General features: G+C 46.1%; 11 protein-coding genes and 1 pseudogene. 8 read left to right on the top strand and 4 right to left on the bottom strand.

Annotated features, from left to right (window positions below):
• Positions 1–207 precede the first annotated feature (207 nt).
• The 8 genes and pseudogenes from rplU (at position 208) to HMPREF6485_RS08740 (ending at position 10027) form a co-directional block, all read left to right on the top strand.
• Positions 208–525: a 50S ribosomal protein L21 gene (gene rplU, locus HMPREF6485_RS08775; protein WP_004341959.1), complete on the top strand. Its 318-nt coding sequence runs from the start codon at positions 208–210 to the stop codon at positions 523–525.
• Positions 526–543: 18 nt separating this feature from the next.
• Positions 544–834, top strand: coding sequence for a 50S ribosomal protein L27 (gene rpmA, locus HMPREF6485_RS08770; protein WP_004341960.1), 291 nt, complete (start codon positions 544–546; stop codon positions 832–834).
• A gap of 705 nt (positions 835–1539) precedes the next feature.
• Positions 1540–2829, top strand: coding sequence for a serine--tRNA ligase (gene serS, locus HMPREF6485_RS08765; RefSeq protein ID WP_004346054.1), 1290 nt, complete (start codon positions 1540–1542; stop codon positions 2827–2829).
• A 162-nt stretch (positions 2830–2991) separates the two neighbouring features.
• Positions 2992–5352, top strand: coding sequence for a bifunctional dihydroorotate dehydrogenase B NAD binding subunit/NADPH-dependent glutamate synthase (locus HMPREF6485_RS08760; RefSeq protein ID WP_004346052.1), 2361 nt, complete (start codon positions 2992–2994; stop codon positions 5350–5352).
• A gap of 298 nt (positions 5353–5650) precedes the next feature.
• On the top strand, positions 5651–6523 hold the full coding sequence (locus HMPREF6485_RS08755; protein ID WP_004346051.1) for a nucleoside phosphorylase: 873 nt from the start codon (positions 5651–5653) through the stop codon (positions 6521–6523).
• Positions 6524–6555: 32 nt separating this feature from the next.
• Entirely contained in the window at positions 6556–8094 is a 1539-nt protein-coding gene (gene mnmE / locus HMPREF6485_RS08750) for a tRNA uridine-5-carboxymethylaminomethyl(34) synthesis GTPase MnmE (protein WP_004346050.1), read from the top strand.
• 87 nt (positions 8095–8181) lie between these two features.
• Positions 8182–8628 (top strand): annotated as a pseudogene (locus HMPREF6485_RS08745) (transposase); the annotation flags it as partial.
• A 163-nt stretch (positions 8629–8791) separates the two neighbouring features.
• Positions 8792–10027 (top strand): type IX secretion system plug protein, encoded by a 1236-nt coding sequence (locus HMPREF6485_RS08740; protein ID WP_004346048.1) that lies wholly within the window; start codon positions 8792–8794, stop codon positions 10025–10027.
• Positions 10028–10072: 45 nt separating this feature from the next.
• Here HMPREF6485_RS08740 and HMPREF6485_RS08735 read toward each other — a convergent pair whose 3' ends face one another.
• The 4 genes from HMPREF6485_RS08735 to hisS form a co-directional block, all read right to left on the bottom strand.
• Positions 10073–10636, bottom strand: a complete 564-nt coding sequence (locus HMPREF6485_RS08735; RefSeq protein WP_004340983.1) for an NADH peroxidase — start codon at positions 10634–10636, stop codon at positions 10073–10075.
• A gap of 102 nt (positions 10637–10738) precedes the next feature.
• Entirely contained in the window at positions 10739–11182 is a 444-nt protein-coding gene (locus HMPREF6485_RS08730) for a Fur family transcriptional regulator (RefSeq protein ID WP_036927389.1), read from the bottom strand.
• Positions 11183–11328: 146 nt separating this feature from the next.
• Positions 11329–12333 carry a rhamnogalacturonan acetylesterase gene (locus HMPREF6485_RS08725; RefSeq protein ID WP_004346045.1) on the bottom strand — a complete coding sequence of 335 codons (1005 nt, stop codon included), beginning with the start codon at positions 12331–12333 and terminating at the stop codon, positions 11329–11331.
• A gap of 98 nt (positions 12334–12431) precedes the next feature.
• Positions 12432–13796 carry a histidine--tRNA ligase gene (gene hisS / locus HMPREF6485_RS08720; protein WP_004346043.1) on the bottom strand — a complete coding sequence of 455 codons (1365 nt, stop codon included), beginning with the start codon at positions 13794–13796 and terminating at the stop codon, positions 12432–12434.
• Positions 13797–13870 lie beyond the last annotated feature (74 nt).

Below are 13870 nucleotides of genomic sequence, written 5' to 3'. Positions count from 1 at the left end.
GAGCAGGCCTACAGAGAGGCTCCATTCCTCCACTTGACCGCCTAAAGGGTTAATACTTCTTAAAATATCAGTCATACTTGCGCGGTTCTCTCGCTTCTATCCGCAAAAATTAGTAACTTTGCGCGCGATTTAGTCCGTGGAGGCTTGGGAAAGTATGGGCATGATGCCTGTCGCCTTGCGGAGAAACCCGTTTATATTATATAAATAATGTACGCAATTGTAGAAATTAACGGTCAGCAGTTCAAGGTAGAGCAGGGCAAGAAGCTCTTCATCAACCACATCAAAGATGTTGAAACCGGTAAGACTGTTGAATTTGACAAGGTGCTTCTCGTTGACAACGACGGCACGGTCACAGTCGGCGCGCCTACTGTAAATGGTGCAAAGGTAGTAGTAGAAGTTGTGAACCCGCTCGTGAAGGGAGACAAGATCATTGTCTTCAAGATGAAGCGCCGCAAGGGCTATCGGAAACGCAATGGCCACCGCCAGCAGTTCACAGAGGTTGAAGTTAAATCAGTAATCGCTTAACGTTAGGAGGAACAAGAAATGGCACATAAGAAAGGTGTAGGTAGTTCTAAGAACGGCCGTGAATCAGCTTCACAGCGGCTTGGTGTTAAGATTTGGGGTGGTCAGAAGATCATCGCCGGCAACATCATCGTGCGTCAGCGTGGTAACAAGCATTTCCCCGGCGAGAACGTAGCTCAAGGCAAAGACGACACACTCTATGCATTGACCGACGGTGTTGTGTACTTCCACAAGGGACGTCGCGACAAGAGTACAGTCTCAGTGCTCTCTCCTGAGGTTTACGCCGAGAAGACCAAGAAAGTCGAGGCCTAAAAGCAAAACACTATTCCAAACAAACATAGAATGCCAATTCCCACCCGGGAGTTGGCATTTCTGCGTTTATGAGACACCAGTTCAAAAGTTCTTGCTGCCGGGAGGCCGGTCTCTCCCCTATTGCCCTGTACTGAAGTGACAGGTTTGCCCTGATGGTAGCGATTCCGCCTCATCCTCTTCCTTCCCTAAGTGATTTTGTCAATACAATTCTGCACACGTTTGCATTTGGTGACATTTTATTGTAACTTTGCACCGGCAAGGGAAGCATATAAGTGCTTCCCTTTTTCTTTATACGACCGTTTGGGGGCTCCATTCGGGCCAAACAGCACGGTAATCCAGCTACAGTGAGCTTTTGACTAAGCCCAAATTGCGTGTCAAGTGTGGCCCTTTTACTTTGCCGTTAGGGCCCCGTGACCGTGAAGTTGCATAAATCCGAGTTTCCACATCCGGTCAGCACACATGGGCATTCTTCCACAGAGGGAAAGTGTGTAAATTATTTTCAAAACTTAGATAAGTTTCGCTATATACGATTCATCCTGCTATTTTCCGGCAAATAAAGTTGACAGAATAAAGCAAACAGCCCCATGCCGGCTTGTTTTTAACAGCCGCACATGCATTTAACCGTCTCCTTGATATTTTTCTCCAAAAAAAACTGTATCTTTGCAAGCAAGAAAAAGATTACGTAATTAAAAATATTAACAAGCTATGCTTACACTTAAACTCATCAGTGAGGAAACCGAGCGTGTTATCAAAGGGCTTGAGAAAAAGCACTTTGATGGAGCCCGTGAAGCTATTGAAAAGGTCTTGGCCATCGACACCCGGCGTCGGGATGCCCAACAGAAGTTTGACCTCAACAAGCAAGAGGCCAACAGATTGTCAAAGCAAATCGGTGCCTTGATGAAAAGCGGAAAAAATGAGGAGGCAGAAGCTGTCAAAATGAAGGTGGCTGAATTGAAAACCACTTCAAATGAGCTGAAAGAAGAACAGGAAAAAGCGGAAAAAGAGCTGGTGGAACAGCTCTGCGCCATTCCCAATATTCCCCATGAGGACGTGCCCGAAGGTAAGGACGCGTGCGACAATGTTGTCGTGAAAGAGGGCGGAGAGAAACCTGAATTGCCTGCCGGTGCACTCTGCCATTGGGATCTTCTGAAGAAATACAATCTTGTGGATTTCGACTTGGGCGTGAAAATCACGGGAGCCGGATTCCCCGTTTATCTTGGCAAGATGGCCCGTTTCCAACGTGCCCTTGAAGCTTTTTTCCTTGAAGAAGCCCGCAAAGCAGGCTATCTGGAGGTACAGCCCCCGTTTGTCGTCAATCAAGCTTCGGGCTATGGCACAGGACAGTTGCCCGATAAGGAAGGCCAAATGTATCATGCCAACTTGGACGATCTCTACCTCATACCGACTGCCGAGGTGCCGGTAACCAACATTTTCCGCGACGAGATACTCGACGAGAAAGAACTCCCCATCAAGCGTTGTGCCTATTCGGCCTGCTTCCGCCGCGAAGCCGGAAGTTACGGTAAGGATGTGCGCGGACTCAACCGTCTGCACCAATTTGACAAAGTGGAGATAGTGCGCATCGACACTCCTGAACATTCTTATGATAGTCTCAACGAAATGCTCAATCACGTAGAAGGTCTGTTGCAGAAGTTGGAACTACCCTACCACATTCTTCGCCTGTGCGGTGGAGACATGAGCTTTACCTCTGCCATTTGCTACGACTTCGAGACATGGAGTGCAGCACAGCAGCGTTGGTTGGAAGTTTCTTCCGTCTCCAATTTTGAAAGCTATCAGGCCAATCGTCTGAAGTGCCGCTACCGCCACTCCGACGACAAGAAGATAGAACTTTGTCACACCCTGAACGGTTCGGCACTCGCCCTACCGCGCATTGTGGCCACTATCATTGAGAACAACCAGATGCCCGAAGGCATCCGTGTGCCGAAGGTGTTGGTTCCCTACTGCGGTTTTGAAATGCTCGACGACAAGAACTTCTAAGCAGTTCTCGCGCCAAGTTTCATAAACTAACATAAGAGGGGTTCCTAAGAGAATGGAGGGCTTTTAGCCTCACTCTGCTATTTTTTCGTCACGTGTGGCAGACACGCAGTTTGGCATTCTCTTAGGGACCTTTTTAATAATCTCCACAACCCGAAAAACATTATGAACAAGATTATCCGAAAAGAGCAGTTTTCCGAAAAGGTCTATTGCATCGAGGTTGAAGCACCGTTGATAGCCAAGAGCTGCAAGCCCGGCAATTTCATCATCGTCCGTGTAGACAAAAAGAGTGAGCGGGTTCCTTATACCATAGCCAAGTCTGACGCGCAGCGAGGCACACTGACACTCGTCATCCAGACCGTCGGCCTGTCATCCCTCAAACTCTGCCGACTCAATGTGGGAGATGAGGTGCAAGACATCGCGGGCCCCCTCGGTACGCCGTCGCACATAGAGAATTACGGTACGGTGCTCTGTGCAGGAGGCGGAATCGGCATTGCCGCCATTCTTCCCATACTGACGGCATTCAAACAGGCCGGAAACAGAGTGGTATCGGTATTGGCCGGCAGGACAAAAGACCTGGTCATCATGGTTGATGAAGTGAAGAAATATTCCGACAAGGTGATTATCATGACCGATGACGGCTCATACGGCGAAAAGGGTGTCATTACTGTGGGCATGGAAAAGATCTTCAATGAAGAGCACGTAGACAAGGTATTGGCCATCGGTCCACCCATCATGATGAAGTTCTGCTCGCTCATGGCCAAAAAATATGGTATCCCCAACGATGTGTCCCTCAACACGATTATGGTTGACGGTACGGGGATGTGCGGTGCCTGCCGCCTGACGATAGGCGGCAAGACCAAGTTTGTGTGCATTGACGGGCCAGAGTTCGATGGTGATCTTGTTGACTGGGATGAGATGTTCAGTCGCATGGGCACATTCAAGCGTGTGGAGCAAGAAGAGTTGGAGCACTATCATCCGGAACTTGCCCGACAGGCCGGCCAAACTGATGCCACACGCCACAGCGACGCTAATGCAACTGTCGGCAGCCCCCACTCTATGGAGGCAGAGAGTGACAGTCAGTCACTCACCGACCGAAGTGCGGCATGGCGTGTCGCCTTACGAAAAAGCATGAAGCCTAAAGAGCGTACTGCCATTGAGCGCGTCACAATGCCGGAACTGGATCCGGTCTATCGCGCCAAGACCCGTCTGGAAGAGGTGAACAAGGGCCTAACTAAAGAGTTGGCCATGAGAGAAGCCAAACGTTGTTTGGATTGTGCCAAACCCTCATGTGTCGAAGGCTGTCCGGTCAACATAAACATTCCTTCGTTTATCAAAAATATCGAGCGTGGGGAAATACTCAATGCAGCCAAGGTGCTGAAAGAAACTTCTGCTCTACCCGCCGTATGTGGGCGCGTTTGCCCTCAAGAGAAGCAGTGCGAGAGCCGGTGCATCCATCTGAAGATGAACGAACCGGCCGTGGCCATAGGTTATCTTGAACGTTTTGCGGCCGACTATGAGCGGGAAAGTGGCTGCATGGCCTTACCCGATGTGGACCCGGCCAATGGCATCAAGGTGGCTGTTGTTGGTTCGGGGCCGGCCGGTTTGAGCTTTGCCGGCGACATGGTCAAGCGCGGTTTTGACGTTTATGTGTTTGAGGCTCTCCACGAGATAGGGGGTGTCTTGAAATATGGCATTCCGGAATTTCGACTCCCCAACAAGATCGTCGATGTCGAAATTGACAATCTGCGAAAGATGGGAGTCCATTTCCAGACCGATGTCATTGTCGGCAAAACCATTTCTATTGCCGAATTGCAAAGCAAAGGATTTAAGGGAATCTTTGTGGGCTCCGGTGCCGGACTGCCCAATTTTATGGGCATTCCCGGAGAGAACTTCATCAATGTCATGTCGTCCAACGAATATCTCACACGTGTCAATCTTATGGATGCAGCCAATCCCGAAACGGATACGCCCATCAATATTGGCAAAAAAGTGATTGTTGTGGGGGGCGGCAACACAGCGATGGACTCTTGTCGCACGGCCAAACGCCTTGGGGCAGATGTAACGCTCGTCTATCGTCGCTCTGAAAAAGAAATGCCGGCACGCCTTGAGGAGGTGAAACATGCCAAGGAAGAAGGTATACGTTTCCTCACACTCCATAATCCCAAAGAATACACGGCGGATGAGGCCGGGCGCGTTAATGGAGTTATTCTTGATGTCATGGCCTTGGGAGAGCCCGACTCCTCCGGTCGTCGTAGGCCGGAGGCAACGGGTGAAACCGTCAAGTTGGAATGTGATCAGGTGGTGGTGGCAGTCGGCGTAAGTCCCAATCCACTTGTTCCCAAATCCATAGAAGGACTCGAACTTGGTCGCAAAAACACGATAGTCGTAGATGAACAGATGCGCAGTTCGCGACCGGAGATTTACGCCGGTGGTGACATCGTGCGCGGTGGGGCCACCGTGATTCTTGCCATGGGCGACGGACGGCGGGCGGCAGCCAATATGGCAGGACAGCTCCTTGCGTAGGGCTTCAATAACCGTAATTACAGTTTTCCATATCCTATCTGCAAACGTTTAATACTTTTATGGCATTTGCATAACATGATATGACAAATAATGGCAAACAGAAAGGCTTTCATTGACAGCCTCTGTTTGCCACATCTTACTTTCTCTGAAAAAGGCGAATTAGGCCTTCAGAAAAGGGTGTCATCGCGTTCTTAAAATAAAAAAACGCCAAATGTTTTCTTGTCTCGTTTTTTTTTCTTACCTTTGTAATTCACGAGAAGAATGGAAGAAAATTTTAATAACTAAAATCTAAAAACGCATGAACAAGTATTTTGCCGAATCTGAATTGATTATCAATGGTGACGGGAGCATTTTCCACCTTCACCTCAAGCCGGAACACCTTGCCGATAAGATTATTCTTGTAGGTGATCCCGGGCGGGTATCATTGGTGGCATCGCACTTCACAGATATTGAAGAAGAGGTCGAAAATCGGGAGTTCCGCACCGTGACCGGCCGATACAAGGGGAAACGCATTACCGTCCAGTCCACCGGCATCGGATGCGACAACATAGACATTGTCGTTAACGAAATGGATGCTTTGGCCAACATCGATTTCGCTACACGTACGGAGAAGTCGGAGTTCCGCCAATTGACTTTTGTCCGCATCGGTACATGTGGTGGACTTCAAATGTACACTCCTACCGGAACGTTTGTTGCCAGCCAAAAGAGTATCGGTTTTGACGGACTGCTCAACTTCTACGCCGGGCGTAATGAGGTTTGTGATCTGGAGTTTGAAAAAGCTTTCAAGGCACACATGAACTGGAACCCGCAACTGTGTGATCCCTATACGGTTGATGCCGATAAGGAACTGCTCGATCGCATAGCTCAGGATGATATGGTGCGGGGCGTGACAATAGCCTGTGGTGGTTTCTTTGGACCGCAAGGACGCGAACTCCGCATTCCATTGGCCGATCCGAAACAAAATGAAAAAGTGGAGAACTTTACTTACGACGGCCTGCACATCACCAATTTTGAGATGGAGAGTAGTGCCGTTGCCGGTCTTTCAAAACTCATGGGTCATAAGGCTCTTACATGTTGTCTGGTCATCGCTAATCGCCGTGTCAAGGAGGCGAATACAGGATATAAAAATACGATAGATCAGCTTATCGTTAAAGTCCTGGATAGAATTTAATCCGGACCGTTGTAATTTCGCATAAAAAGAGAATGCCGAATAATTTGACAACCAATACCATTTGCGCTCTCGCCACTCCGGCGGGAGGGGCAATTGGTGTTGTCAGGGTCAGCGGATCCGAAGCCATCAAAATTGCAGACCACATATTCAAGGCAAAAAGTGGACGGAAACTGGCAAATGCTAAGGGAAACACGCTCCACTATGGAGAGATCGTCAATCACAACCGTGAAACTATTGATGATGTAATGGCAAGCGTCTATCGGGCCCCTTTTAGCTATACAGGAGAAGATGCTGTTGAATTTTCTTGCCATGGCTCACAATACATCTTACAAGAAGTACTTCACCTGTTAATCCAAAATGGGTGCAGACAAGCAGAACCGGGAGAATACACCCAACGAGCCTATCTAAATGGGAAAATGGATCTCTCACAAGCAGAAGCCGTTGCAGATTTGATAGCATCGACAAACCGTGCAACCCATAAAATGGCAATCAGTCAATTGAAAGGGCATTTTTCAAACGAACTTATATTATTACGCGACCGACTTCTGAAAATGACATCTTTGCTTGAGCTTGAACTCGATTTTTCAGACCACGAAGAACTGGAATTTGCAGATAGGAAGCAACTTTTGGAGTTAGCTTGTCAGATTGACGAGAAGATTACATCTTTAATACAAAGTTTTGAAACGGGAAATGCTCTCAAGAATGGTATTCCCGTTGCCATTGTCGGCAAGACTAATGTCGGAAAATCAACCCTTCTCAACCGACTTCTTCACGAAGAGCGTGCCATCGTGTCTGACATTCATGGTACAACCCGTGACACTATAGAAGACACCACCCTGATCAATGGTGTCGCTTTCCGCTTTATCGACACGGCCGGCATACGGAAGACAGAAGATGAAGTTGAACGGATAGGCATTGACAGGACATATCAAAAAATAGATCAGGCTACCGTTGTTGTCTGGATGATTGACACTTCTCCCTCCGCTTTGGAACAAGAAGATATGAGGAGCAAATGTATCGGGAAAAACGTAATACTTGTGCATAATAAAGTGGATATTGCCCTGACACATTCTCCTTCTTACCCTCAAGAATGTCTACATGGTTTTCAAGAAAGATCGCATTGCATCAAAGAGAAAAAAGAAGCACCATCTTACTCTAAGAAAACACAACTTTATTCCAAGGAGAGGCCAGATTCTGATAACGCATCAGGGTCTCCCATTCTTTATCCCTCTCCCACTCAACTTGAGTGGATATATGATGAGGTTTTCATATCAGCCAAACAAGGCTTCAATATATCTAATCTTGAGGCAGCTATCTACAAAGCTTCCAATATTCCAAATATCTCAGAAAACGACATTATTGTCACCAATGCACGTCATTACGATGCCCTTCTCCATGCCAAACAAGATATTATCCGTGTGCAAGATGCCCTTCATGCTAATCTTAGTGGCGATCTCGTCAGCGAAGAACTTCACATCTGCCTCGACCAACTATCCGAAATTACAGGTGGGCAAATCACCCCTAACGAAGTCCTCGCCAACATTTTCAAACACTTTTGCATCGGCAAATAACTTTGCAAAACAACCATTAACAAAACACCTATAATTTAAAGTAAGTAGCTCATATAGAATTTACTTACTTCGTTTTATTTGCTATGAAAAGGCGAACTTCTCAATTTTATGATAACACCAGGAGATGTTGATGACCGTAAGCCTTTGGAATACAAGGCGTTTGTAGATTTCATATATGGGAAGCTGGTCGGTGACAAGGGCTACATCGGCAAGAACCTCTTCCAAAAACAGTTCGTTGATGGAATACAACTTATCACCAAGTTGAAAAGTAACATGAAAGGAGCTTTAATGAGCGTTTCTGACAAACACTTACTCAGAAAAAGATCCATTATAGAAACCGTGAATGATGAGCTTAAGAACATTGCGCAAGTAGAGCATTCCGGACATAGGTGCTTTGATAATTTCATCGTCAATTTACTGGGAGCCATTGTTGCATATTGCTTGTTCCCAAAGAAGCCGTGTGTCAATGTACAAAGGACTATTGACACACAGTTCTCGCTTTGTTCTAAATTCGTCGAACTCACGTTAATTTAAGTCGAATTTACCCGGCTCGATTACATCCTGTTATCGGAATCAGATAATTATCCGATTGAAAATATCAATACAAAGGAGTTGTCTTCATATTTTTAGCTTGTCAGAATCAAAATCTTAGATTTTTTATTTATTTTTGCAATATAAACAGACTAAATCCATCAAAATGAAATATCTGTATTCGCTTCTTATTATACTCTTTACTGCACCTGTAAGTGCCCAAAAGAATGAAATATTTAGCCCACGCATTGCGACATTGCAAGTTGTGGCAGGCCAAAACTGGTTGTCCCCTCCTGTTGTCGATTTGTACAGCAATCAACCGTTAAATATCTCTTTTGATGATCTCACGCACGAATATCACCGTTATGTATATAAAATAGAACATTGCGAAGCCGATTGGTCTGTCTCTCAGGGGATCTTCCTGAGCGATTACCTTGAAGGCTTTACCGATGCTCAAACGATAGACGACATGGCAGAATCTGTTAATACCAATGTCTTATACACTCATTACCGACTGAAAATACCCAATGAGCGATGCAGGATAAAGATGAGCGGCAACTATCGACTGAGCGTTTATGACGAGAACAACGATAATGAGCTCATGTTTCAAGCATGCTTTATGGTTGTCGAGCGGGAGACAACCGTCACAATGGAAGCAACTGCAAATACAGAACTTGGGATGAATAGTGCCTATCAACAGATAAATTGGCAACTGAACTATAACAATATAAGCGTGGCGGCTCCAGACAGCCAGATTAAGACGGTTGTGATGCAGAATGGGCGTTGGGACAATGCAGTGATAAATGCACGGGCGCAATTTGTCATGAGAGATGGTCTGCGGTGGTCTCACAACCGCAATTTAATATTTCCTGCAGGCAATGAGTATAGGAAGTTTGAAATGCTTGATGTGAGTCACACGACCATGGGGCTTGAGCGGATCGGTTGGGATGGCCACACATATCATGCCTACGTTGGGGCGGATGAACAGCGCAGAAATTATATCTATGACGAGAGTGCCAATGGCTCTTTTTATATAAGGAATAGCGATAATTGGGAAAACGATGTGACCTCAGAATATCTCATGGTGCATTTTACTTTGTTTTCCCCCCGAATAGAAGGTGACATATATCTTAATGGCACATGGACTAACGACCAATTCATTGACAGGTATAAAATGGTATATAATGAGGAAAAGCATCTATACGAAGCCTCTGTCATGCTCAAGCAAGGTTATTACTCCTATCAGTACCTTCAACAGAAAAAAGATGGCTCCCTTGCACCATTGCCAAGTGAAGGCTCTTTTTATCAAACTGAGAATCAATATCAAGTGTTGGTTTACTATCGTGGCAATAATGACAGGACAGATCGCTTAGTTGGATATCAAGAAATTAGGACAAAATAAAAGGAGGGACTCACAAGAATATGGCCCCTCGCATTTTTATCGTTCTTATTTTCCAAAATAGCGTTTGTACAGTCCGGCAAAGCCTGCACAATGGCGTGCTTCGTCCTTGGCCATCTCATGTACAGTATCATGGATAGCATCGGAGCCTTGTTCCTTGGCCAACTTTGCAATGCGGAACTTGTCTTCACAAGCCCCTTTCTCCGCAGCGATGCGAGCTTCCAGATTGCTCTTGGTGTCACCGAGCACTTCCCCCAACAGCTCTGCAAAGCGTGAGGCGTGGTCGGCCTCTTCATAGGCATAACGCTTATAGGCCTCGGCTATCTCGGGATAGCCCTCACGGTCGGCCTGACGAGCCATGGCAAGATACATACCAACCTCTCCGCATTCACCGTTAAAGTGATCCTTCAAACCTTTAATTACTTCCTCGTCAACAGGATCCTTATAGGCTTGTCCCAACACATGCACTGTGGCAAATGTGAGATCGCCTGAAGCGGCATCTTCCATTACTTTGAATTTACTGGCAGGAGCCTTACAAATAGGACACTGTTCCGGTGCTTCGGTTCCTTCGTGGATATATCCACAAACGGTGCAAATAAACTTTTTCTTCATAATGTTTTTGTTTTGTATAATATAATGATATCAAAAATGGTCTAAAAACCATATCCATTGCCAAAGCAAATAGAGCCCCACTCTTCACAGAGCGGTTAAAGTCTACTGCAACAAAGATTTATCCGACTGCTGCCGTTGGGCACATTCGGCACACACACCTTTATAATATAATTGTTTTTCTTCAACAATATTACCATCAATCTTGTATGAATCCCCCAATGCAGGAGCCTGTTCGTCAAACAAATCAATGACCTTGCCACATTCTTTGCAGAAGAAATGTACATGAGGACTCGTATTACCGTCATAGCACACTCGATGGTCATCAATGGTTATCATGGTCGCAGCCCCCCGCTCGGAAAATAAACGCAGCGTGTTGTAAACGGTTGTACGGCTCAATGTTGGTATTTTATCGCACAATCCTTGATACACCTGTTCCACCGTCGGGTGATTGAAGTGCGTCATGAGATATTGCATAATGGCCAATCGCTGGACGGATGGTTTAACCCCATGCTCAATCAGCCGCTGATATCCTTCACTATCTCTCATCATAATCTTTTTATTTAAAAACACTGTCCTTAAAAGTTACAATGCAAAGGTAGTGTATTTTTTCCAAATTTCCAAACAAACATTTGGATAAATTACAGAGATAGGACCGACTTTCCTATTTATTCGATTCTATAGATCGACAAGGCTCATTTGAACCTTACACCGGAGTATCTTATCAATTTTACTTTTTTCCCTTTGGCTATATACGGCTTATTCCAAGTCCCATCAAGGATGAGAATAGAGGTTTTCCCGTTTGAGGGTACATCATCAATGGCCGTTTGCAAATCCATATAGTTGCCTCTCCCCTCTTTAGATACTACATAATCGTAATGCCTCACATATTTTCTGAGAGCCGGAATTTTTGCGGAGAGTTCTGCAGCAAGAGCGTCTGCCACGATACGGGCACCATATACATTATAATGTGTGTTGTCCTGTCGGCCCTTGGGCAGCGAACTGATTTCGCCGGGTTTGTACCAGACATGCAGTTTGCGGGAACCGACCACACCATATCGTTGTTCTATGTCGTGGGTTATCCGGTTGGCATCAATGAAAACAACCTTCATTTCCTTGGCAATGCGTTCCGGCACCAGACGATATTCGCCATGTGTGTCTATCAGCGTATCGCTATTTATCAGTTCATCCCCTTCATAGCTTTTGTTTCGCAACTTTTCATCATCATCGTTGTGGTCATTCTCCAAATAGAATTTACGGCGCACCACGGCATTCAGCAATACGGGAAAGCCTCCTTTCTCGCGCGTTTCCCTTACATACCGTCTGAGGTTGTCATCGAATGTGGAGCCCGGCTCCGTATGCCTGTCGGGAGCCGGTTTCTCGTCATTATGGCCAAACTGTATAAGCACATAATCGCCCGGAGCGATTCTGTCGACCACCTTTTTCCATCGGCCTTCATCCCAAAAACTTTTCGAAGAACGTCCGTTGACGGCATAATTGTCTACCAAAATGTCTTCCGTAAAACATCCTTGTAACACCATCCCCCACCCTCGCTCGGGATTTGTGGCTGGTGAAGACTTTTCGGCTGCGGTAGAATCACCAATGATAAAAATAGTCACTTTCCGGTTGGATGAAGTCAGACCAATGGCGGTTAGACAAGTCAAAAGAAAAATGGAAACAGTTTTAGTAGAATGTTTCATTGTCGTAAGGTTTAAGTAGTTGTTGTCTGTAATGAAACACTGCACAGCAACATGCTATTGTTCCAATGGCATGTCCTGCGCTGTGTTTATTATGGTTGTCAGCCTTGTATACAGGTTATAGCCTCTGCAGGGCTTACTTGTCGCTGCTCGCCGGTCTCCATATTTTTGAGGGTCACTTGCCTTGTTTGCATTTCATTTTCCCCCGCCAAAACGACGAATGGTATCCCCTTGGCATTGGCGTAATTCATCTGCTTTTTCATTTTGGCACTATCCGGATAGATTTCTGCACGTATCCCGGCATCGCGCACTTGTTTCAAGATGGGCAAGCAATAGGCTGTTTCCTGTTCACCAAAATTGATGAATAAGACTTGAGTGGAATTGACGGCCTCCTTGGGGTAGAGATTGAGTGTGTTCAACACATCATAGATGCGGTCGGCCCCGAATGATATGCCGACTCCGCTCAGCCCCGGCATACCGAAGATTCCTGTCAGATTGTCGTATCTTCCTCCACCGGTAATACTTCCCATTGGCACATCAAGAGCCTTCACTTCAAAGATAGCTCCCGTATAATAGTTCAATCCTCTGGCCAAGGTCAAGTCCAGTTGAATGTCATTTTTCAAGCCGAGGAGCTCCAGAGTGTTTAAAATGAAGCGTGTTTCTTCCACTCCCTTTAAGCCTGTTTCCGATGTTTCAAGCACGGCTTGAATCACCTTGAGTTTATCTCCGTTGCTTCCGCTCAAAGAGATAATCGGTTGGAGTTTTTCGATGGCTTCGCCACTGACACCGGCTGACTTCAACTCGTGATTTACATTTTCAAGTCCAATTTTGTCAAGTTTGTCTATAGCAACGGTTATGTCTATGATTTTATCGGCCTCTCCAATAACTTCTGCTATGCCGGTAAGGATTTTGCGGTTGTTGATTTTGATTTGTACGTTGATCCCCAACTTCGTAAAAACCGTATCAACCATCTGCATCAGTTCCACCTCATTGAGCAGAGAGTCGGAGCCTACGATGTCGGCATCGCATTGGAAAAACTCGCGATACCTCCCCTTTTGCGGTCTGTCGGCCCGCCACACTGGTTGGATTTGAAAACGCTTGAACGGCAGTTGCAGTTCATCCCGGTGCATAACCACATAGCGTGCAAACGGCACCGTCAGGTCGTACCGGAGCCCTTTCTCGCATAGCTTGGCTGCCACGTGGAGTGAATTTTTCTCCTGCAACTCTTCGTCCGACAGCTTGTTCATGAAATCGCCGGAGTTAAGCACCTTAAACAACAGTTTGTCTCCCTCCTCGCCATATTTCCCCATGAGGGTTTGCAAGGTCTCCATGGCGGGAGTTTCTATTTGTTGAAAACCATAAAGGGCATATACTTCCTTGATGGTGTCGAATATATAATTTCGCTTTGCCATCTCCACGGAACCAAAGTCGCGGGTTCCTTTGGGGATACTTGGTTTGTTGGCCATTATGTTTATTTGGATTGAGATTAAACTTTTTATTTGCTCTCCGATATTTCCAGAGGGCACAAATTGATTGCTGC

The organism is Segatella buccae ATCC 33574, from assembly GCF_000184945.1.
GTDB classification, from domain to species: Bacteria; Bacteroidota; Bacteroidia; order Bacteroidales; family Bacteroidaceae; genus Prevotella; species Prevotella buccae.
The sequence above is the reverse complement of the archived record's forward strand: the minus strand, read 5'-3'. Positions and strand labels throughout refer to the sequence as shown.